The organism is Paenibacillus sp. FSL R5-0908 (assembly GCF_038006245.1).
Classification (GTDB): Bacteria; Bacillota; Bacilli; order Paenibacillales; family Paenibacillaceae; genus Paenibacillus_AQ; species Paenibacillus_AQ odorifer.
This window is the reverse complement of the sequence record NZ_JBBOUV010000001.1, coordinates 5480012-5502726: the sequence shown is the minus strand read 5'-3', so window position 1 is coordinate 5502726 and position 22715 is coordinate 5480012. Positions and strand designations below refer to the sequence as shown.

Here is a 22715-nt window from a genome sequence, read left to right as displayed (position 1 = left end):
TTTTTGTGGATCTATTCAATTTTTGTTTCATTTAATCTGCTGTCTTCGATATTGATAAGGCGTAATGCCATACTGATCTTTGAACAGCTTAATGAAATATTGTGGCTTTTTGTAGCCGACTAGATGTGAAATATCGAGCACATGTAATTTGGAATCGATCAATAACTTGGAGGCCTTTTCCAAGCGTTTAGAAGAAATGTAGCTCGATAAATTTTCGCCCGTCTCCTGCTTATAAAATTTGGACAGGTAAACAGGATGGAGGTGAACAATTTTCCCTAAGTCCTCCAGGCTCAAGCATTCACTAATATGATTGGAGATATAGGCTTGAATGGTATGAACAATATTTTGATTGGAAAATTTAGCGCTTCTATCTAATTGGGTGAGGCTTTGCAAGATGGATTGAAGAGCCGTATTTGGCTCTGATAATTGATTAAAAATCCAGTCTGCGGCCTCAGCTGATTGGATTTTATCGGTTGTGGAATATAGCAAATTAATGAATTCGAGCAGATAGAGGAGCTTTTGTTTTTTTGCAGTGAGCTTGGCAAAGTTTTTTAAAATGTTTTTTCTGGTTTGTTCCCATTCTCCAAGCTCTAATTTAGGGAGAGCACTAGAGGTACTCAGCATAGTAAAGTCATTGGTCCCAACATTTTCATTAAAAAAGAAATGATAAAAAATATGACGAACAGCATGCTTCTGAGAAAATTCAAACGGCTCGGAAAAAGAAATGGAATCGATGCTGTTTGCCACAGTTTCGGTATTGGATTCTGGAATAATTCCAGTAATGGCTGATGGAGTGGTCCAAATAAAGTCTCGTCCACCATTATGATCTTTTAACATCATTTCATCTTTTTCACTAGCCCCTGAGACATGAAAAAAGCAAAAATGCTCATTCCGGAAGGTAGGATCGAATGTACTGTGATCATAACGTAGTGGGGAAGGATCGCTAATAACAGAAAGCAAATAACCTAGCCCATCTATCTTTTTCTCTGCCACTGGAGTTTTTGAGGGGTTCTCAGCGATACTCTTAATAACTTGACTCATGGCTTTTTCCATATCCTCTTTATCTACCGGCTTGAGTAAATAATCGAGTGCACCCAGACGAATGGCTTGCTGTGCATAATCAAATTGAGAATAACCGGAGAGAAAAATTACCTTGGTATTGAGCTTTTTCTCATGAACATGATGCAGTAAATCAATGCCGGATACTTCGGGCATACGAATATCTGTAATAAGGATATCTATATGATTCTGATTCAATAGCTCCTTGGCTTCAATCGAATTTGTTGTCGTCTCCATATGCTCAATTCCAAATTTGTTCCAATCCAGCAGGTGTTTTAAATATTCAACGATGTAATGCCCGTCATCAACTATCAGTAATCGCATATTGTCCTCCTTCATCCAGCGAGAAATCTATGAATGCCAGCACGGATAAACCGCCCCAGTCATTAATGAAGAACCGCAGTCCGCTTAATTCACCATACGCATTTTTGAGGCGATGATGAATGTTCCAAAGACCAATTCCTCTTGATCCTTCAGGAGGGGATTCATTCTCAAGTCTGGCCATTAGCTGGAGTATTTCCTCAGCAGTAAGCCCCTTACCGTCATCGGCTACAATAATTATCGCTCCATTATCAAGTTCTTTTACATCTATAGTAACGCGGTAAGCCCCTTGCTGTTCTTCAATCCCATGCTGAATCGCGTTCTCGACCATAGGCTGGATAATCAGTGGCATAATCAGATGCTCTCCCAGTTCAGGGGGCAGGTTGATTTCATAATTTATTTTTTTGGAAAGTGACATGATGGATAAAAAATGATCGGCAAGCTGCAATTCAGAAGCCAACGTAACATTATCTGAATTCATTTTTGTTAAATAACGATAGTACTCTGCTAAATGTTTGCTCATCTGCATTACGGCTTCCGGTGAAGTTTTTGCCACTGCCATAATAAAAAACAGATTATTGTAAAGAAAATGTGGATTGATCTGAGCCTGCAGCTGTTTCACTTCCGCGTTTCTGCGCAGCTCGGTTTCTATTTTTAATGAAGCGAATAAAGCCTGTATTTTGGCGACCATGTGGTTGAAGCTTTTAAATAGACTATAAAATTGATTGTCCGGGTTCTCACTAATTCTGGTGCTGTAATTCCCTTGTTCCACTTGGTAGAATTTCTTGTCGAGCAAATATACATTGCGATAATAGTTTCGATAGAACATAAAAATCACGATAAGACCAATGATCAAGATCATTAAGATGCTGACAAAAAACACCTGTTTATTCCGGTTAAGCGGATTCAAAAAATCACTCATTCGCGTATAGGTAACTAGATACGTATCAATCGGCTCAATATACTTTGATAAAACATAATAATCGTCATCGTTGATATGATAGTCAAACTTTAGAATTTCATGTGCATTGGGTGTTATCGTCTCCTTGGCTTTTTCCTCGATTCGATTATCCACCGCTTTATTGCTAATCATTAAACTCTTGTTCACAAGCAAAAAGGCATTGGAGCTCTCACCGCCACTCACTGCTTTCTCTAACAGACTTGTCAAATACTCCTTTTTCAGCTTAACACCCACAATGTACTGAATATTGGCAGGATTCTTAGGTTCATGAATATAAGGGTAGATTGAAAAATAATACAAATTGTTATTAACAATCTGCCAGCCTCGCTGCGTGACCTTCTGAAAGGGCTGTTTGGCAAGCGAATCATGACCCGTAAAAATAAAAGTGCCGTCCGTTTTCCAGTAGATACCGATAGATTCAATGGCCTGACTGGAGAGGAGTGGTGCTGATATGCGGTCATAGATATCGTTTTTTTTCATCTGTGCATCGTAATTGTTCATCTCTTGTATTTTGCTTTGATAGAAACGTACCGAAGTGTCGGCTGTATATTGGATGCCATACAAACTTGCCTCAGAGATGATGCCATCCAGTATGCTTTCCGTATAAGCTAGCTGATTTTTGGAGGAGTTAACCAAGCTCTCTTGAATGGTTTTGGAACCTAGGGAGTTCATTACGAAAAACAAACTTAAGGTCAGTAAAAGGAAAAAAACGAAAAAATATATGAATCGTTTCATATTTACTTTTTTAATCATTAGCATTACTCCTGTCGCTAGGACTCTTGTGAATTCATCATAAGCCATATATTCCAAAAGAAAAAGAGAAGAGCCTTTGCAAAATGAAAGCGTTTATAAAGATGTTTAGCGAGTGGTTATGATATTTAATTTGAGACATTTTCGAATGAAAGCGCTTTTGTTAACATTAAACCAGAAAGAAATTAGCAGCCAAGAATGTAAAAGGGGGTAAGCACAATAGCACAGATAATGAATACCCAGCTTAAATGGAGTGAGAAAGCCAACGTTAAAAAAAGCAGAAAAAATCCTTGGAAAAAGGAAATCAAAAAAAATTGGCCATTGTATGTTTTATGTATCCCAGCTTTGGTATTCGTTCTAATTTTTGCCTACGGTCCTATGGTCGGATTAGTGATGGCCTTTCAGGATTACAAGCCCTGGCTTGGAATTACAGGTTCAACTTGGATTGGTTGGGATAACTTCGCAAGAATCTTTCAATATAAAGAGGCCACACAATCCATTATCAACACCCTCATTATTGCTGTAATCAAAATTATAGTCGGAATTATAGTTCCTATCTTTATGGCGATTCTGCTAAGCGAGATTAGAAACATGGGGATTAAAAAGAGCATTCAAACCTTGGTCTATTTACCGCATTTTCTCTCTTGGGTAACCGTTGCCGGAATCATGATTGATATCTTAGGTCTGGATGGGGGCATAAATCATTTTCTTACGAATTTCCTCGGACTGAAACCGATTTTCTTTTTGGGAGATCCTACGCTGTTCAGACCGACGATCATCATCAGTGATTTATGGAAAAACTTCGGATTTGGCATGATTGTTTACTTAGCGGTGATTACAGGGATCGACCCTTCTTATTATGAGGCAGCCGAGATCGACGGCGCTTCACGCCGCCAACAAATACGCCATGTTACTTTACCGAGTATGATGCCGATGATCATCGTAATTGCAACGTTAAGCCTTGGGAATATCCTGGATGCAGGATTTGACCAAATCTTTAACTTATACAATCCACTCGTCTATAGTACGGGAGATATCATCGATACTTATGTTTACCGGTCATCCTTATTGAATGGCCAATACGGTTTTGGTACCGCTGTTGGGTTGTTTAAATCCGGCATCAGTTTCATATTAATCGTAATTTCCTATCGAATTGCTTACAAGGTAGCTAACTACAAGATATTTTAAATCGACGTTGTTAAGCTTACAAAACTGTTAGGAGGAATGGGAGTGTATTATAAATCCAAGGGATATAGGATATTTTCGATTTTCAATCATATCCTCCTGATTCTAGTAGCCTTATCGTGTTTATTGCCTATGCTTCATTTGCTAGCACAATCATTTAGTAGTAAGACAGCGGTAAATGGGAATTTGGTATCCTTTTGGCCGGTGGACTTTAATATCGAAGCCTATGTGAAAACTTTTAAAAACACGAATTTTACAGGCTCGATGAGAATCTCAGTGGTCCGGACGGTGCTGGGGACGTTAATCAGTATGTTTATTATTACAACGGCAGGGTATGCCTTGTCCAAAGATTTCCGGGGGCGTAATGCTTTAATGTGGATTTTTATATTCACGATGTTGTTTTCCGGTGGTTTGATTCCTTCTTATATATTGGTTACGAAACTTGGGCTCAAGGACACGATCTGGTCGCTCGTGCTTCCCGGTGCCTTCGGAGCTTATAATTTGATTCTGATTATGAATTTCTTTAAAACAATCCCTAAGGCGCTTGAAGAGGCGGCATTTATCGATGGGGCTTCGTTCTTCGTCATTTTCCGGAAAATCTATCTTCCGCTTTCCCTTCCCGGTCTGGCAACCGTCGGATTGTTTATCATGGTGGGGAGCTGGAACGCATGGTTTGATGGGATTTTGTATATGTCGAATACAACGGACTATCCGTTAGCTTCATTCTTACAGACTGTAGTTGTGCAAGGTTCAGCGCAGAGTATGGCACTTAGTCAATCAGAAGCAGCCGCGTTGTCAGAACAGAGTATCAAAGCTGCGCAAATTTTTATTAGCACACTGCCCATTATCCTTGTGTACCCGTTTCTACAGAAGTATTTTGTCAAAGGCATCGTTCTGGGTGCTGTAAAAGAATAACGTGACCAACATATAAAACTTTAATTCAAAGGAGCTTATTGATGAAAAAAACAGGGGCCTTAATAACGACTACTGTATTGATGGCAGGATTGCTAGCGGGCTGCGGCTCAAACGGTAAAGAATCTAATGCGGCAGAAGCGGTTCTCAAAGACGGCAAATACGATCCTCCTATTACTATCAACATCGCCAAGCAACAAGATGAGAATGCCGGTAAATATATCAACGGGGAGAGCTTAAATGATAATGTGTTGACCCGCTGGGGTGTCGAGAATCTAGGAATTAACATCCAAACTACTCTTTTGGGCGGTGATGCCTCCCAATATAATACGAAACTTCGTTTAGCACTCACTGGTTCCGAGAAGCTTCCGGATGTTTTGCCAGTGTATGACACCTCCTTAGAAAATGATCTGATTCAATCTGGACTTGTAAAAGATATTGCGGAAGACATTAACAAATATATGCCTGAGCGTCTGAAAGAGATATATAAACAATATCCAACAACGTTCAACCCGGTTATCCAGGACGGCAAGGTTTATGGGATGGCGATCTCGCCCAATCTCACTGAAGGTGAAGTCATGCTTATCCGTCAAGATTGGTTAGATAAATTAAATTTAAAAGCGCCAACAAATATAGATGAATTTGAACAGGTAATCGCTGCTTTTACGAATGATGACCCGGACGGTAACGGAAAAAATGATACTTATGGATTTGATTTCTCGGGAAAAGATTCTTACAACACGGGCTGGGTAAGTGATTCTGTAATGATTTTTAGTGCTTATACAGGGAAGAGTCTCCCCGGCCAATGGTATAACGACAATGGTAAACTCACTTACGGTTCCGTCGCTGATGGGACAAAAGATGCGTTAGCTAAACTACGCGATTGGTACTCCAAAGGGTATTTAAATAAGGAGTTAGCTACACAGGGTGCCTGGGATGCACTGGCGGATTTCACTGAAGGTAAAGCAGGGATTATTATTGGCCGTCCTTGGCTGTACGGTAGTGTTAAAGATGTGGAAACTAACGTAAAAGGGGCTAAAATCAAAGCTTACCCAACAATCAACGGTGTAAGTGGGGATCGAACCTACCAATCCGGTCAACAGAACGATGGTGTCTTTATGTTTAATAAAGACTTCAACAATATGGAAGCTTTCTTCTTGTATTATGACAAGCTTTACGATGCAGCATTTGGTACCGGAGATTTCAAATATGGTTATGCTCAGGGATATGATTATGACATCGTAGGCGATGAAGTGGTATTCGATTCCAAAAAATTCAATACTCCTTTGGATGCCGCTCAAGGTGTAGGAAAAATGGCTTTTACCAAAAATACACCAAGTGTTGATGGCCCAGGTAAATCTTTTTATGATCTTTCCAAAGGTGCAAAAGCAGAGAATGGGGTCTTGATCAGATCGGCAGCAAATGATGAAACAGCCAAAGAGGGATATGTGATTTCCTATGAGAATAGAGAGTCGCTGCTTCCAAATGCATTTAACGGTCCTCCTACCAAGACTATGCAGACAACCTGGGAGCAACTGAATACGATGGAAAAGGAAACCTTCACCAAAATTATTTACAGTAAAGAGCCGCTAACTGCGTACGATGACTTCGTGAAGCAATGGCATGACAAAGGCGGTACGATAATTTCCGAAGAAATCAACGAATGGTATAACAATGCTAGCAAGGTGGATGTGATGTCTCAGATGGGATTGAAATAAGTTCGCAAGAACAGCAGGTTCAGTTAAGATCATCCTTGGCCGAACCTGCTTTTTTGTATAAAAATCTGATCCTCTGGAGGATAATCATGGACGAAAACGCGAATACAGTCACCCTACTAAATAGCGCTCCGCTTCTGGATATGAACGGAAATCCTGTACATGCACACGGTGGACATATGCTCTGTACGGATGGATATTATTACTGGTTTGGTGAGAACCGGATGGATCGGCGGAGAGTGAGCTGCTACCGGTCTGTGGATCTAGTGAATTGGGAATGGCGCAATGATGTGCTCACACTCGATTCACCGGTACAGCCAATTTATCATCGCACCACATTAGAGCTTGAACCCTTGGACAGGGAGGGTCGCCCAACGGGTGCGGTAATTGAGCGTCCAAAAGTACTTTACAACAAACTTACAGGGAGATTTGTTATGTGGATGCATTGGGAAAATGGATGCGACTACTCTGATGCGCGCTGCGCGATCGCTGATTGCGGGACGGTAGATGGGGATTATGTTTACCGGGGCAGCTTTAATCCGATAGGTAACATGTCTCGTGACTGCACCCTGTTCCAGGATGACGATGGGACGGCTTATTTTATCTCCGCGGCAAGGGAAAATGCTGATCTTATTATGTATCGTCTGTCACCTGATTACCTCAGCATAGAAGAACAGGTCAAGACCTTGTGGCCCGGACAAGCGCGTGAAGCACCTGCATTAATGAAACGTCAGGGTGTATACTTTCTCATCTCGTCCGCCTGTACGGGCTGGTTGCCTAACCAAGGAACCTATGCCTGGTCTGAGGAATTATTTGGTCGTTGATCACCCTTGCTGCCTTTGGGCGACATCACTACATACGACAGCCAGCCTGCTTTTATAGTTCCTATTGTAGGAACAGACAATGACCAGTGCTCTTACCTGTATGTTGGGGATCGCTGGGACCCTGCGGATTATTATGCCTCTTCCTATGTATTTCTGCCGCTCAGCTTTCCTTCTGGCCGGGAAATGAAGCTTGACTGGGCAGAGCGAACGATGATTGACCTTAGGAAGGGAGTCGTAGCTGTGGAATGCAGCTCTGGTAGTGATCTGTTCAGATTGAAAAGCTTAGGAATGGGGCTTTATCTGGCGGCGGGAAATCAATCCATTGAACATGAGGGGACCCTGAACGTCGAAGTCCGGACGCTTTCGTATGAAGATCAGCAGCAGAGATGGACGGTTGAATACGGGGAGACGGGTAGGGCAAGAATTCGAAACAGTGAAAAGGCCTTATCTATTGGCCCGTTGAATTCCTTGCTGCTGGAGCCTATTCGTGACAACGAAGATCAGTTTATATGGTTGCTTACAGAGTCAGAAACAGGTTCACTGACTATTGGGAGCAATGACGGAAGAGTTCTTACCGTAGCAGGAGAACAGCGTGGGGGCTGGGGTTGTGTGTTTCTTGAATCCAAACGCTGCCATGATCCCCGTCTAGGTGCAGACCCGCAGCTTTTTCAACTGATTTCAGTAAGGTAAACAGTTTAGAGAAAAGAGGTATACCGATGAGTTTATCTGTCTCCTTCCCTATGGAATGGTTTAAAAGTGCCCCCCATACACAACTTACTGCGACTTCCTCTGAGGCGTTTCAGTTAATCACTACACCAGAAGGTGGTGGATTTGAGCTTCAGCCAGGGCATCTGGAATCCGCCGCTTGGTGCGATTATGGTTTCGTTAATGCGGAGGTTTACCATGAAAGCCATGACGTTCTGGTGCTGTTATTCAGTTTTTATGATCGGGAACATCGCGTCATTACTTATCATGTAGGAATTTTACCTGGTGTACGCACGAAAATTTGTTTACCCTTGATTCATTTAAATGGGGAGAAGCTGTTCCTTCCCCGTTATCCGGGTGTGATGCAGACAGTACTGAGGGGAGATGCAGGCATCGATCGCAAGCATATCACCCGATTCTCTATCGCTACTCTCCCTTCAACAACAAGTAGAGCTGTGCAAATTAGTGGCTTGGCACTAAGTCTAACTGAGCCCGCCTTTGAGTATGAACAGCAACCATATATAGATGATCTGGGCCAATTAAAGGGAAGGGATTGGCCAGGAAAAACGGTTGATGCAGAAGCGTTGACCGATCGGCTGCACGCAGAGCGGCAATTTGTGGCACAAGTTGATCACAGTGGAGGTGACCTCAGCAGGTACGGAGGTTGGAAAGCGCTGAGTTTCGCGGCAACCGGATATTTCCGCACGGAGTTTGACGGCAGCCGCTGGTGGTTCGTTGATCCAGAGGGTTATGCCCTGTTTAGTACGGGGATGGACTGTGTGGGTCCAGCCTGTTCTATGCATGTAACGGGTATGGAACACTTGATACCCTCGTTGCCGGAGCGGGAAGGAATCTATCAAGAAGCTTGGTCACAGGATGGCGAGGAATTCAGCTTCGAGATTGCTAATCTGATCACTGCTTTTGGGGCGGAGTGGCGCTCTAACTGGGTGGCTATGACGGATTTTCGCTTACAACAATGGGGATACAACACCATCGGTAACTGGTCCAATGATCTTTTCATTAAGGAATCTCAGCTTCCGTATGTTTATCCTCTAGTGGACTTTCCTATGACGGAGCAATGTATTTTCCGGGATTTCCCGGATGTGTTTAGCCCGGAGTATGAGCGGAATGCCGGGAGCTTTGCGGAGCAGCTTCTTCCATTAAGGGAAGACCAGAGAATGGTTGGCTATTTCATGCGTAATGAGCCACATTGGGCATTCGTGGATGGCTTGAATTTGACCGGGCAGATGCTGAAATCTCCGGTCCGTTATGCCAGCAAGAAGGAATTCATTCGCTGGCTTGCAGAAAAGTACAAAACAGTGGAGCAATTAAACAAGGCGTGGGATAGCGTTTTTGAAGAGTTCGAGGATTTATACGATGTATCGAATGTGAATGTAACCGGGGATAATCTCACTTCTGCCCGAGAAGTGGATTATAACCAGTTCAACCGGATCATGATCCGGCGGTATGTAGAAGTGCCAGCCCGTCTTTGCAAGCAGACGGATCCGAATCATCTGAATTTGGGAATGCGTTATGCCTGGGTTGGCAGTGATGAGGTGCTGGAGGGCTGCGAATGGTTTGATGTATTCTCTATGAACTGCTATCAGTTCAGTCCTGACAAGGAACAGATCGCCCAGATCAGCGGACGACTGAACAAACCAGTCATGATTGGGGAATATCATTTTGGTGCGGCTGAAGGCGGCATGTTGGCTTATGGGATCCGTGCGGTGGCAACTCAGAAGGAGCGCGGTGAAGCTTACCGTTATTATGTGGAGCAGGGGGCAGCCATCCCGCAGCTGATCGGAGTTCATTATTTTCAGTGGAATGATCAGCCCGTGCTTGGACGTTATGACGGAGAAAACTATCAAATCGGTGTAGTGGATGTCTGCAACCGTCCATATGAACCTTTCGTACAAGCAGCGAGAAAGGCTCATGACCAGATGTATCGGGTTCGGACGGGTATGACAGCGCCCTATAATATTGTGCCAATAGAGATTCCAAAAACGGGATTCTGATTGCAAATCTTTACAACAAAAAGGCCCCCAGCCAATGGGGGCCTTTTTTGTCCTCTCCTCTGAAATGTAGCCCCTTTACAAGCCAAGGCCGGAGGAGGGGAGTGAATCATCACGGGAATAGCGCTTGCGGTATTCGCCCGGAGTTATTCCCGCACAACGTTTGAACATACGGATGAAGGAATTTACGTTCTGATAACCGACCTGAAGCGCGATATCCTGAATCCGCAGTTCCAGATTCATTAGCAGCTCTTTCGCCCGCTCAATCCGCAGATTGTTCAGATATTCACTGAAGTTGATGTTTGTTTTCTCTTTAAAAATGCTGGACAGGTAACCTGGAGTTAAATTCAACTTGTCTGCTACTAGGTTGAGGTTGATGTCCTCGCCGTAATGTTTGTCTAAGTAATCCAGCACAAAGCTGATAATGGGGTCGCGCGACTCCGAGTGGCTATTGATGACCACGAGCACAGGACGAACCAGATCACGCAGCCATTCCTTGTATTGATCCATTGAGTGGAAAGCGTTAAATAGCTCTAGTCGGGGTGGTAAGAGACGCTCAGCTTCCGTTTGGGGCAGATTCAGCTTCGTCACCGTTTTGCTCGTCTGTTCCGCTGCTCCCAAGGCAAATGCCCGAAAATCTGCCGCCGCCGCATCCTTGTGCTGCAGCTGCTCCAGCTGACGATCCAACCAAGTGAATACAGCCTCCTCATTGCCAGACTGCAGCAGATTGTGCAGCTCCTCTCCGTGGGTCACCTTTAAATGAAAGGATTTGGCGGATGAGGCTCTAGGTTCTACGATAATTTGTGTTTCCCCGTTTAATCTACGCTCATTTAACAACATCGATAGATTATTGTAAGCATCGGTAAATGAGGTTTCGCCTGAATATACCGGACTTACAGCAATAGTCAGATATAAGGATGTCTCCGAATCCAGCAGCTCCTTAAGTGTATCAAGAGCCTGCAGAAAACTGCTCTGCGGTCCGGGATTGAACAGGAGCAGCATGAGCTGATCATGTTCCGGCTGGAGTGCGACGCTTTCACTTTCTCCACCAGTGATCAAGTTTTGAACCAGCTTCCATAACATCAGTGTGTGTTTCTCCAATTCGTCCGGTAAGGTTTTGAAGCTGACCTTGAACAGAATGGAGGCATAGGGCTGTTCGGATTGCCTTACATCTTCAAGCTCCGCGAGGCTTTTACTCAGCGGGATATTTTTCACTTTATGAGTATAGGCATATTGGCGCACCAGTGAGTTCTTATGATCAAGATCGGTCTGGATGAAGCGGTTATTCTCCAAAATGGAGCTCAGGCGGTCGCCGATAATGGCGAATTCCTTCACACTGCTTAATTTTTCAGGCCGGCTGCCCGCTTTACGGTCCAAGGCGGCAATCAGGCGCTGGAGCGGTTGGTTAAGCCGGTGGCTGAAGATTAGGGATGAGAGGACACTGATCAGTACTGCCGCAGAGAGTAATACAGCCAACAATAGCTGCATACCACGCATTTCCGCAGCAATAGCCGCCACCTGGGTCACTCGGATATAGGTGAATCCAGTCTGTTTACCTTTTTCATAGAAGTAATATTGGTCTCCGACCCGCTCATGGGCATTGTCACTTTCCGGAAGCTGGCTTTGTTGCAGCTTCCCCTCTGATGTGGAGAACAATAGATTCTTCTGCGCATCCAGAATATAGAACGGGGTATTGCCGGCATCTCCGTAGGCAGCCTGCATCCGCTGCGGATTCAGCATGACAATGCCGTACACCTCCTCATAAGGAATCGCTTTGACCAGCACTGGCATTAACCTTCCGAGCGTACGGGTGGAATTTATGGTTTTCTCGGTAAAGGTTGCGGCGGGCATGACTTTTAAAAATTGATTGTCCATCGTTTGCCGGCTCCAGTACTCCGGAGGGTATTCTGCACTGAAGTAGTATTTACCGAACATATCTGCGGCGCTGCTTAGGCCCTCCCTCTCCAGTACATAATTTTCCTTTTTAAAATAGAGAATGAAATTTTCGATATGCAGAAAAGGATTAGCATACAGCGTTGAGAGATCCGATATCACTTCTGCCGGGATATCATATCGGCGGTTCTCTTTGAGGTGACTTAGAATGCCCAGATTGGCAGTCCATGAATCGGATTGGGTGAGGGCAAGAATGATGTTCTGGGTCAACCGGAAATGATTTTCGTAGCCTTCGACCGTTTGTGCGAGGCCAAGCTCATTTTGCCGGATCATCTCCTTATAGATTTTGCCGCTTAAATACAGATGGGAGAACAGATTAAATGATGCCAAAATCAAGATGACACTGAGGAAGCTTAGCATCAGCTTAACGAACAGGGCATTCAGCGCAAATTTGCCAGTAACCGATCCCTTCATATGTATCCCCCTTTGGATGCACCCGTAAATGAATTGGATTAATTCTATCATAGCGGCAAAAAGCTAACACCAACAATATGCAATTTTGCTGATTTGTACGCTATTCTATGGAAATCCGCAGTTAAGGCGAAATGTTATATAACATGTAGATAGCGCTTTCCAAAGAAATGCAGCTATAATTCGGAGACAAATCCCGGAAAAAAGGGGGAAGTAATCTGACATCTATATGAGTTATGATCATTTTAACAAGAGGAGACATGCATATGGCTCAAGCTAGCGTAGTGCAGGACAAAATGCGAAAGAAAGTGCACCGGCGACCCCAACGACCTCAACGCCACAAAGCGGGAATCCTTCGAACTTGGAATAAAAACAAGGCGCTCTGGCTGCTGTTCCTGCCGTGCCTGTTGTATTATTTGATCTTCCGCTATGCACCGATGTTTGGATTAGTTATCACTTTCAAGGATTACAATCTTTTTAAGGGAATTTGGGCCAGTGATTGGGTGGGACTCAAATATTACAGGATGTTTATAGAGAATCCCGATTTTTGGCCGCTGATGAAAAACACTTTTCTGCTTGGTTTATATAAGCTGTTTTTTGGCTTCCCGGCACCAATTCTACTGGCGATTCTGCTTAATGAGGTGCGCAAGGCTGCTTTCAAACGAGTTGTGCAGACCGTCAGCTATCTTCCACATTTTATCTCAAATGTCATTGTAGCCAGTATGGTAATCATGTTTTTATCCCCAACCGGAGGGCTGATTAATAATCTGCTTGGTGCCATAGGGATTGGACCGATCAATTTCATGAATGAACCTGGATTGTTCCGCGGTATTTATGTCCTGTCGGAAATCTGGCAGCATATCGGCTGGGAGACTATTATCTACTTGGCCGCTTTGACCGCTATCGACCCTCAGCTGTATGAAGCTGCTGATATGGACGGAGCCAGCCGCATGCGTAAAATATGGCATGTCACCTTGCCCGGCATTTCACCTGCCATCGTGATCACCTTGATTCTTAATATCGGTAAAGTGCTCGAGATTGGCTTCGAGAAGGTATTCCTGATGCAGAACCCGGCGATCTACGACACAGCGGATATTATCAGTACTTATGTCTATAGGGTGGGTATGGTGCAGGGGAACTTCAGCTATGGCGCTTCTATTGATCTTTTTATGGGCGTGATTAGCTTGATCTTCATCTATACAGCAAATTACATCAGCCGTCGTGTAAGTGAGACAAGTTTATGGTAGAAAAGAGGTGTGGTGATGAGATCACCCCGTTTATCCTGGTTTAATGTCGTGAGCACTTTTATCCTTCTTGTGGTTGTGGTGGTCACGCTTTATCCGTTCCTGCATATGCTCGCTGTCTCTCTCAGTAGTGATGTGCATGTCATGAAGAATACAGTTTCTTTTTGGCCTAAGGGTTTTAACCTGAATATGTATAAGCTTGTACTCGGAGATTCGCAAATCTGGGTGGCTTACAAAAATACACTCATTTACACCGTGCTTGGCACCCTGATCTCGCTGGTGGTCACCTCCACGGGTGCCTATGCACTCTCACGCAGTGATATGGCGCTGCGCAAGAGCTTCACCCTGTTGATTGTGGTGACGATGTTTTTCAGCGGAGGGATGATTCCCACATTCCTCGTGGTTCGCTCCCTGGATCTGGTCGATACCGTATGGGGTATGGTGCTGCCGGGTGCGGTTAGCACCTGGAATCTGATTCTGATGCGGACCTTTTTCTCCGGCATTCCTAAAGAGCTGGAGGAGTCAGGCCGCATCGACGGACTGAATGATATCGGTATATTTATCCGTATTATTGTTCCGCTTTCCAAGGCTTCCTTCGCCACCATAGCGCTCTTTTACGCGGTTGGCATGTGGAATAACTTTATTTACCCGCTGCTCTACCTGCGCTCACCGGATTTGTTCCCGCTGCAAGTACTGCTGCGCAATCTGGTGCTGGCTGGCAGTGCTAGCTCGGGAGATGTCACTAGCATTGGAGGTGACAACATGGTGATAGAAGAATCGCTGAAGTACGCGACGATTATGGTCTCGACGCTTCCGATTCTGATTGTGTATCCATTTGTGCAGAAGTATTTCGTTAAGGGGGCCATGATTGGCGCGGTTAAAGGCTGAGGCGGGTGGAACCGTCACAAATTCAGAATAAGGGAGAGATCGTAATGAACAAATGGAAATCTGTACTGCTGCCACTGATGATTGCAGCAACCGTAGTAACTGGCTGCAGCGGAGGGGGCAATGACACCTCGCCGCAGAGTAATACTCAGGGCAGCAGTACCGCTTCACCTACTGACTCGTCCAAAACGGAAAAAACCTTCACTGCGCTCTTAGACAACAATGCTACGTTCCCTTATTCGAAAAGCTGGCCCATTTGGAGCTGGCTGAAGGAGAAAACCGGTGTCACACTCGAGGTGCAGACCCCTTCCGGAAAGCTTGAAGAGAGCTTGAACCTGGCGATTGCCTCGAAGGCAATGCCGGATCTGATGTATATGCCTAACCGCAAAGAATCGAATAAATTCGGGCAACAGGGTGCGTTGGTGGATTTGATGGAGTATATGGACAAAATGCCGAATCTGACCGCCTGGGTAAAGCAGTATCCAGAGGAAGCGAAGGCTGCACTATCTGCTGATGGCAAAATGTATATGTTCCCGAATCAGGGCTTTGGCGAGACGAACCGCATGATCTGGTTATACCGTAAAGACATTTTTGACAAAGAAGGAATCCAGGCACCAGCCACATATGAGGAGCTGCATACAGCTCTAAAAACCTTGAAGGCAAAATATCCGGACAGCTATCCGCTTTCGATCCGCTACGGCCAAATTCCCGATGAAATGAATGCCAATATGACAGTGAATTACGGGACGGGTGAAGGGGCTTATTATGATTTTGCTAAAAAAGAGTGGCTTTTTGGACCCACGGAAGATAGTTACAAGGAAATGGTTGGCATGTGGAAAATATTTTATGACGAAGGGCTGATTCCACCCGACTTTCTATCTCTGCAAACTAAGCAATGGCAGGACATGGTGTCCACGGGCAAATCGTTTGTGACCATTGATTACATCAGCCGGATCGATTTTTTTAACAATGCGATGCAGCAGGAAAATCCGGAGTTCAACATGCAGTTCATGGCTCCTCCAGCGGGCATTGCCGGCGGCAAGCAACTGAACCCGTATTTTCATTATATGGAAGGTGGCCTAACCGTGGCTTCAACCTCAAAGAACATCGATGATGTGATGAGCTATATGGACTTTTTTTATTCCGAAGAGGGACGTACGCTCAGCAGCTGGGGCGTGGAGGGCGAGACGTATGTGAAGGAAGGCGACACGATTAAGTTCAAACCAGAGTACAACGATGTGATCGAAATGCGGAAGCAGACAGGACTTCAGACTAGCGGAACATACACCTGGATCGACTTTGGGGCACATCTGTCGTTGTTCTCAGACAATTTAAAGTATGCCTTTGAAGAAGCGACGAAATATGATCCGTCCATGATGCAGCCACGGCCTGCATTTACGGAGAAAGAGAATGAAATTATTGCGATAACCGGCCAGGCGATCCAAAAACACCGCGATGAAAGCTTTGCCAAGTTTGTTACCGGCTCCCGAAAGCTGGCCGACTGGGACAAATATGTGGAGGAGATGAACAATCTCGGCGTGGATAAGCTGCTGGCTACTTATAAGAAAGCTTACGACCGTGTTCAGAACATTCAGTTAAACGGGAATTAATCTGTCTGGTGCCAAGGGCGATAGTTGCCCGGAAAGGATGAGCGGGATGAATGACATCATTAAGCCTTTAGAGACACACAGAGTAGAGCAGATGTCCGTTCAGGTTTATGAAGATCGTAACCTGATGGGCGCTGCGGCGGCATCGCAGGTTGCGCAGAAAATTAGAGCTTTGCTTCAAGATTCTGCGCGTCAGGTCCGAATTGTGTTTGCTGCTGCACCTTCACAAAATGAACTGTACGAGGGGCTGGTGCGGGAGCAGGGGATTGATTGGTCCCGGGTTACTGCTTTTCATATGGATGAATACATCGGCCTTGCGGCTTCGGCTCCCCAGCGTTTCGGCCGTTTTTTGACAGATCGGCTATACAGTCGGGTTAACCCTGGCCGGGTAGAACTGCTGGATGGTCTCGCCGCTGATGTGGTGCAGGAATGCCAGAGATATTCGGCTTTGTTGAGCGAGGCACCTATTGATATCGTTTGCCTCGGGATCGGGGAAAACGGGCATATCGCGTTTAATGATCCGCCAGTCGCTAATTTTACTGACCTGCAGCTGGTCAAAGCGGTCGAACTGGAGGAAGCCTGCCGCCGCCAGCAGGTGAATGACGGTTGTTTTACCGGGCTGGCCGAGGTGCCAACCCATGCGTTGACGCTTACGGTACCAGCCTTGCTGGCTGGCCGTCACCTGTACGGAATTGTACCTGGGGTGTCCAAACGCAATGCTTTACAGGCGGCGCTCCATGATTCAATCAGCACGGCATGTCCAGCTACTATACTGCGCACCCATCCGGAGATCACGATGTTCACGGATCGGGCTGCCTTTGGCCTATGAACGCGCCAATTAAAGGAAGGCACTACAAGACTGGGCTGCCGGTTGAGGTAAGTGTCGAGCAGGGGCGAATCACTTCGGTCACCGAACTTGCGGAGAGTCCAGCCAGGGCCGATTGGCCCTGGCTGGCACCCGGGTTGGTGGATCTGCAAGTGAACGGGGGCTGGGGGCTGGATCTCAACACGCTGCCTTTGCAGCCTGAAACGATATTGGAACTGTCCCGACTTCTACTAGGAAACGGGGTAACCAGCTATTGTCCAACTCTGATTACTAATGGCAAAGAAGCGCTGGCACAAGCGGTCTCCGCCATTGCGGAAGCCGCTTCGCTGTATCCGGAAGATGCTGAGGGGATTGTAGGAATTCATCTGGAAGGTCCTTTTCTGTCACCAGAAGAGGGTCCACGCGGCGCCCATCCAAGGGAATATATTGGCCCGCCGGATTGGGATATGTTGTGCCGCTGGCAAGAAGCGGCTGAAGGGCTTATCCGTATCCTCACCGTCTCTCCGGAATGGCCAAACGCCGCTGCATTTATCGCCCGGTGCAGTGAATCAGGCATCCTTGTTTCCATAGGGCATACAGCAGCTTCCTCCGAGCAGATTAGGGAAGCGGTTGCGGCAGGAGCGGTGATGTCTACGCATCTCGGCAATGGTACACATCTGACGCTGCCCCGTCATCCCAACTACTTGTGGGAGCAGCTGGCGGCGGATGAGCTTTACGGCTGTATGATTGCAGATGGCCAACATTTGCCGCCCGCTCTGTTGAAAGTAATTCTGCGGATGAAGCGCAGCCGCACCATCTTGGTCAGCGATGCTGTATCGCTGAGCGGAATGCCGCCGGGAACTTATCACCTGCACATTGGTGGAGAGGTTGTATTAGCAGCAGAAGGGCGGCTGCATCTGGCCGGCAATTCTCAGCTGCTGGCAGGTTCCACTATGATGCTTCCAGATCAGGTGGCCTATCTTGCGGAGGCTGGATTAGCCCGGCTGGATGAAGCCTGGGATTGTGCTTCTGCTCATCCGGCCACTTTGCTGGGGCTGGAGCAGGCGGCAGGGCTAAGGGCTGGAGCACCTGCCGATCTCGTGAGCTTCTGCTATGACGACAGGACACTTACCGTGCTGGAATGCTGGAAAAAGGGTCATAGCAAGGCTTGCAGTAATTAATTACAGCAAAGATTAGGAGGAGAACGATGCAGAGCTTGATACCGCAACCGAAGCAGATCCAAGCGAAAGATGGCGAAGCTTTTCAGTTCAGCGAGGATGTAAGCCTGAGCCTCTATATGGAGCGGCATGATCTGAGACTGGTGGTTCATTGCCGCCGGGCGTTTCCGGAGCTGGAATGTACACATGTTATCTCGGGGAGGGGATATTCACTTATTCTTCAGAGTCTCTCGCAGCCAGAAACGAAAGGAGCACAGCCAGATGAAGTAGATCTGAAATTGCTTAACGGCCGGGCGGAAGGGTACAGGCTGGAAGTGTCGGAGCGCCGGGTGGTAATTCGTGCACTGGACGCGCCGGGTCTATTTTACGGGTTACAAACGTTATTACAACTGCGTAAGTCAGTAGGGGAAGTTCCTGCCGTGTCTATCATGGACTGGCCTGACACTACTTTGCGGGCGATGAATTTTGATCTTCGCCAGACTTTTTCCAAGCCAGAGCTGCTGCTATCGTATTTGGCGGATTTTGCCCGGTATAAAACGAATGCGGTTCTGATTGAATACGAAGATAAATTCCCGTTCCAGAAGTACCCGGAATTCGTGCATCCACAGCATTCGTTAAGTCTCATACAGCTAGAAGAGCTGAAACGCACAGCCCATGAGTATTTTATTGAGATCATTCCGCTGCAGCAGAGTTTTGGGCATCTGGAGTATGTACTCCGCCACGGCACCTGGCGGCACTTGCGCGAAACGGAGTTATCCCTGGGGGAGATCTGCCCGTCGTATCCGGAATCCTTCGAGCTGATTACTGATTTGTTGCAGGAGATGATGGATGCTCATCCGGATTCCCGTTATATTCACCTTGGCTGCGACGAGGTGTACAGCTTATGTGAATGCGAACGCTGTAAAACGTTGTTCGGAGGGGTACGGGAGCGGGCGTTTATCGCTTTTTTGAACACTTTGATTGAATTTACAGCCAGCCGTGGTAAAAAAGTGATTTTCTGGCATGACATGCTGGACAAATGCCCGCCGGAGGAACTGGCAAAGCTGGATAAGCGGAGTGCGGCGATGATCTGGATATACAACGGACGTAATATTGAAGCTGAGGTTTCTTCTCTTGCGGATAAATTCAGGTCACTAGGCATCGAGGTTATGGGAGCACCGGCGGTTCGCAGCTTTGACTGGGCTGAACATCAGAATTTTCCGGTACTATTGAACCGGACGGATAATCTGCTCCAATGGGCGGAGACAGCGGATAAGCTGGACCTCGGTTGCATCGTCGCCACGAACTGGACAGGGCCGTTCAGCCTTGGTGTTCCTTATGGGATCTTTGAGACGACCTGGTATCCGATGCTGCTGCACACCGATTTGGCCTGGAACCGTAAAGCGGACTCAGCAACATTTATCGATCGATTCATGGAGCGGTTTCATGGCATTGATCCTAGAACAGGTCATACTCAGCTCGGGAATTATCAGCTGGAAGATTATTATGATGTTATCTGGAAGCTGCTGGACAAGGTGAAGGATCATAAGGATGAAGCAGAGCTAATTGCCATTATGCATGATTTTGAAGCGGCGACGGACCGTTCGCGGGCGATCCACAAATATGTCTACCGCTGGGAGCTCTATCCGGGAGACGAAGCGGAAAGGCACTCGCTGCTGAACAATTACATGCGAAATCGCCGCGGACGTGAGAACGTTTTGCCTCGCATGAAAGCGGCTTTGGAGCGTTACCAGCCATCCGATATGGCGGAGCATTTTGTGAAATCCCGCTTCTATCTTCACGATTATCTGGAGCGGACATTATACCGTGAGCTGGGGTTTTCTCAGGTAGAATAAGAGTTTTGAAAAGATCGTACGGCTATCGTGTAAGCAGGTAGCTGTGCGGTCTTTTGTTATTTGTATCTGGATAAAAATGTATATTGAAACATAGTCAGGAACAAAATCCCATTTCGCTGCGTCTAACCTTATAAAGTTCTAGCAAACTACATTGGAGGAGAATGAATATGAGAGCTACACCCATAAACCGGACTATAAGGAAGGTTACACTTACGGCCTTATGTATTTTGCTTGTATTGCTGAGTGGCAGGGTAATGGCGGAGCCGTCTCCGGCACAAAAGACAACCGCGGTATTCACAGCGGAGATGCAGAGTGCCTTGGAAGGGGCACAGAATGTGCTGCTGACGATACAGCCATTCCCGGACGAAGCAGCCGTAGGTTTCTTCAAGAATGGGCGCAGTCTGCCCAAGGGATATCTGGAGCAGACTGCCGATAAGATTCTGGAACAGCGGGGCAAGTTCACCAAGGTGGCAGAGCTAACTCGAACAGCGCTGGCGTACAGTGCTGCGGGGGGCAACATCAACAACATCGCTGGGATTGATCTTTATCCATTCCTGATGAATCATACCGGAATTGATTCGGAAGGGGCAGCAGCGGTAGCAGCCGCCTATATTACCTCGAAGAACTCCATTTCAAATTCATTGGAGCGGACAAACCGTTACCCCGATTTGCTGTTTTATCAGCTCCTTGATATGCAGCTAGCGGATGGCAGCTGGCCGCTGGCCGGGCAGAAGCAAGGAGACCTGGTAGCTACTGCCTGGGTACTAACGGCACTTGCGTCGGAAGTGAGTTCAGAACAAACTGCGCAGCCGATTGAGAAGGCTTTGCAGTGGCTTAAGAGCAAGCAGCAGCTAGACGGAGGATTCGATGGTAAAACTGCGACGACAGCGCAGGTGATTGTTGCTTTATCCTCGCAGGGAGTCGATGCAGCAGATTTCACCAAGGAAGGCGGAGCCTCGCTGCTGGACCATTTGCTGGCGCGGAAGCTTCCGGGTGGCGGCTTTGCGCAGACAGCAGGCGGCGGAAACGATAGTCCCGCTACTGTGCAAGCCTACCTTGCCTTGACTTCCTATAAGCTGCTGTCCAAGCAGACTGGCATGCTGTATAGCGGACTACATCATGCTGGACTTGACCGGGCAACGATTCAGGTCGAAGGTCCCGGTGGCACCCTTGCCGGGGGGCATATTGTTGGCGGAGATGCTGTGAAGGCAGCGGCAGCTTTTTTACAGGCGAAGGGTCTGGCGTATAAGCTGAATGCGGATGCAGCTAAACCGGCCTTCACAGCTATAGAAGGGATTCAGAACGGGCGATACAATGGACGCGGAGAATGGAAGATTGCTGTATTCAGCGGGGGCAGTGCATGGATGTATCCTGAGAATAGCCCGTACAGACTGACGATAGGCAATGGGGATCAGCTGCTCGTTTACTACGCGGACGATACAGAACTGCTTGACCGGATGGAAGTGAAATGGAAAGATAAAAACGGCCAGGAAATGGGTGGATACGCAAGCGCCAATATGCCGTTTTCCCTCCATATCACCAAGTCAAACGGTCAACTGGGCGGTCTTCCGGCTTTCGGCGCTACAGTTACACTTCAAGGAAAAAGCGTAGTGGCTGACAGCACGGGAAAGGTGTCTTTTGCCGGGATGAAGCCCGGTGTCTATCCTGTGCAAGTCACCAAATACCGTAAAGCTGCCGCTCCAGCACTTTCCAAACGGACGTTTGCGCTACATGTCTCTTCCCCGGAATTGGCCAGCTTTACGGATGCCAATAAAGTCGCAGCTTGGGCACGTTTGGATATCGCAACAGCGCTCAGCAGCGGATATATTCAGGGCGTGAGTGCCAGCGGAAATGTGCTGGCTCCTAAGCAGAAGCTGACCCGGGCTGAATTTCTGACCCTGCTGCTGCGGCTATTGCATGAGTTCCCCGATGCCAAAGCCACTTCTAGCTTTAAGGATGTTCCGGCGGACAAATGGTACAGCGGTACCATCGCCAAGGCTGAGGAGCTGGGCATTATCAGCTCTTCAGCCGGCAAGTTCGAACCGGACCGCGGTATTACGCGGGAAGAAGCGGCGGTTATGGTAACCAAAGCTGTCCGGTTGTCTACGTACGGTAGCCCGGACCGTGTGAAGTTTGCCGATACTTCCAGTTTGTCAGAGGCGAGCCGCCAGGCGATTCAGGCCGTGAATGAACATGAAGTAATGACCGGCAGCGGGGGCCGTTTCGATCCAAAGCAGATTCTGGTGCGTGAGCAGGCAGCGGCAATTTTAGTCAGACTGCAGAAATTAATCCCGGAAGCCTTCTATTAATGGAATAAACGTCCAGGGATATGATAAGCTTCAGATAGAGTTAT

Annotated in this window: 16 protein-coding genes; 13 read left to right on the top strand and 3 right to left on the bottom strand. The window is 46.9% G+C overall.

Annotated elements, in window-relative coordinates; translation table 11 throughout:
• Nucleotides 1-27 precede the first annotated feature (27 nt).
• Both MKZ09_RS25055 and MKZ09_RS25050 read right to left on the bottom strand, forming a co-directional pair.
• A complete protein-coding gene (locus MKZ09_RS25055; protein ID WP_076208406.1) occupies nucleotides 28-1383 on the bottom strand; it encodes a response regulator transcription factor in 1356 nt (451 codons plus the stop codon).
• On the bottom strand, nucleotides 1364-3094 hold the full coding sequence (locus MKZ09_RS25050) for a sensor histidine kinase (RefSeq protein ID WP_076208407.1): 1731 nt from the start codon (nucleotides 3092-3094) through the stop codon (nucleotides 1364-1366). Before MKZ09_RS25050 ends, MKZ09_RS25055 begins: the two co-directional genes overlap by 20 nt.
• 228 nt (nucleotides 3095-3322) lie before the next feature.
• Here MKZ09_RS25050 and MKZ09_RS25045 point away from each other — a divergent pair, with 228 nt between their 5' ends.
• The 6 genes from MKZ09_RS25045 to MKZ09_RS25020 all read left to right on the top strand — a co-directional run bounded on the left by MKZ09_RS25045 (nucleotide 3323) and on the right by MKZ09_RS25020 (nucleotide 10447).
• Nucleotides 3323-4279, top strand: a complete 957-nt coding sequence (locus MKZ09_RS25045; RefSeq protein ID WP_081382600.1) for an ABC transporter permease — start codon at nucleotides 3323-3325, stop codon at nucleotides 4277-4279.
• Between the two features lie 42 nt (nucleotides 4280-4321).
• Nucleotides 4322-5191, top strand: coding sequence for a carbohydrate ABC transporter permease (locus MKZ09_RS25040; protein ID WP_081383383.1), 870 nt, complete (start codon nucleotides 4322-4324; stop codon nucleotides 5189-5191).
• A gap of 41 nt (nucleotides 5192-5232) precedes the next feature.
• The gene (locus tag MKZ09_RS25035) at nucleotides 5233-6906 is read left to right on the top strand and encodes a hypothetical protein (RefSeq protein WP_076208408.1); all 1674 of its coding nucleotides are present in this window, start codon (nucleotides 5233-5235) and stop codon (nucleotides 6904-6906) included.
• 86 nt (nucleotides 6907-6992) lie between these two features.
• Nucleotides 6993-7727, top strand: coding sequence for a family 43 glycosylhydrolase (locus tag MKZ09_RS25030; protein ID WP_076208409.1), 735 nt, complete (start codon nucleotides 6993-6995; stop codon nucleotides 7725-7727).
• Nucleotides 7728-7733: 6 nt separating this feature from the next.
• Nucleotides 7734-8417 (top strand): RICIN domain-containing protein, encoded by a 684-nt coding sequence (locus MKZ09_RS25025; protein ID WP_076208410.1) that lies wholly within the window; start codon nucleotides 7734-7736, stop codon nucleotides 8415-8417.
• A gap of 26 nt (nucleotides 8418-8443) precedes the next feature.
• Entirely contained in the window at nucleotides 8444-10447 is a 2004-nt protein-coding gene (locus MKZ09_RS25020; protein ID WP_076208411.1) for a beta-galactosidase, read from the top strand.
• A 75-nt stretch (nucleotides 10448-10522) separates the two neighbouring features.
• On the opposite strand, the gene MKZ09_RS25015 is transcribed toward MKZ09_RS25020, so the two are convergent.
• Nucleotides 10523-12811, bottom strand: coding sequence for a helix-turn-helix domain-containing protein (locus tag MKZ09_RS25015; protein WP_076208412.1), 2289 nt, complete (start codon nucleotides 12809-12811; stop codon nucleotides 10523-10525).
• 263 nt (nucleotides 12812-13074) lie between these two features.
• On the opposite strand from MKZ09_RS25015, the gene MKZ09_RS25010 reads away from it, so the two are divergent.
• The 7 genes from MKZ09_RS25010 to MKZ09_RS24980 all read left to right on the top strand — a co-directional run bounded on the left by MKZ09_RS25010 (nucleotide 13075) and on the right by MKZ09_RS24980 (nucleotide 22671).
• Complete coding sequence (locus MKZ09_RS25010) at nucleotides 13075-14055, top strand: ABC transporter permease (RefSeq protein WP_081386549.1); 981 nt, start codon at nucleotides 13075-13077, stop codon at nucleotides 14053-14055.
• 15 nt (nucleotides 14056-14070) lie between these two features.
• The gene (locus MKZ09_RS25005; RefSeq protein WP_076130282.1) at nucleotides 14071-14940 is read left to right on the top strand and encodes a carbohydrate ABC transporter permease; all 870 of its coding nucleotides are present in this window, start codon (nucleotides 14071-14073) and stop codon (nucleotides 14938-14940) included.
• A gap of 44 nt (nucleotides 14941-14984) precedes the next feature.
• Nucleotides 14985-16547, top strand: a complete 1563-nt coding sequence (locus tag MKZ09_RS25000) for an extracellular solute-binding protein (RefSeq protein WP_076208413.1) — start codon at nucleotides 14985-14987, stop codon at nucleotides 16545-16547.
• A gap of 46 nt (nucleotides 16548-16593) precedes the next feature.
• Nucleotides 16594-17373: a glucosamine-6-phosphate deaminase gene (locus MKZ09_RS24995; protein WP_076208414.1), complete on the top strand. Its 780-nt coding sequence runs from the start codon at nucleotides 16594-16596 to the stop codon at nucleotides 17371-17373.
• Nucleotides 17370-18530: an N-acetylglucosamine-6-phosphate deacetylase gene (locus MKZ09_RS24990; protein ID WP_076208415.1), complete on the top strand. Its 1161-nt coding sequence runs from the start codon at nucleotides 17370-17372 to the stop codon at nucleotides 18528-18530. Before MKZ09_RS24995 ends, MKZ09_RS24990 begins: the two co-directional genes overlap by 4 nt.
• Nucleotides 18531-18556: 26 nt before the next feature.
• Entirely contained in the window at nucleotides 18557-20362 is a 1806-nt protein-coding gene (locus tag MKZ09_RS24985; RefSeq protein WP_076208416.1) for a glycoside hydrolase family 20 zincin-like fold domain-containing protein, read from the top strand.
• Nucleotides 20363-20529: 167 nt separating this feature from the next.
• Entirely contained in the window at nucleotides 20530-22671 is a 2142-nt protein-coding gene (locus MKZ09_RS24980) for an S-layer homology domain-containing protein (protein ID WP_076208417.1), read from the top strand.
• Nucleotides 22672-22715: the final 44 nt, after the last annotated feature.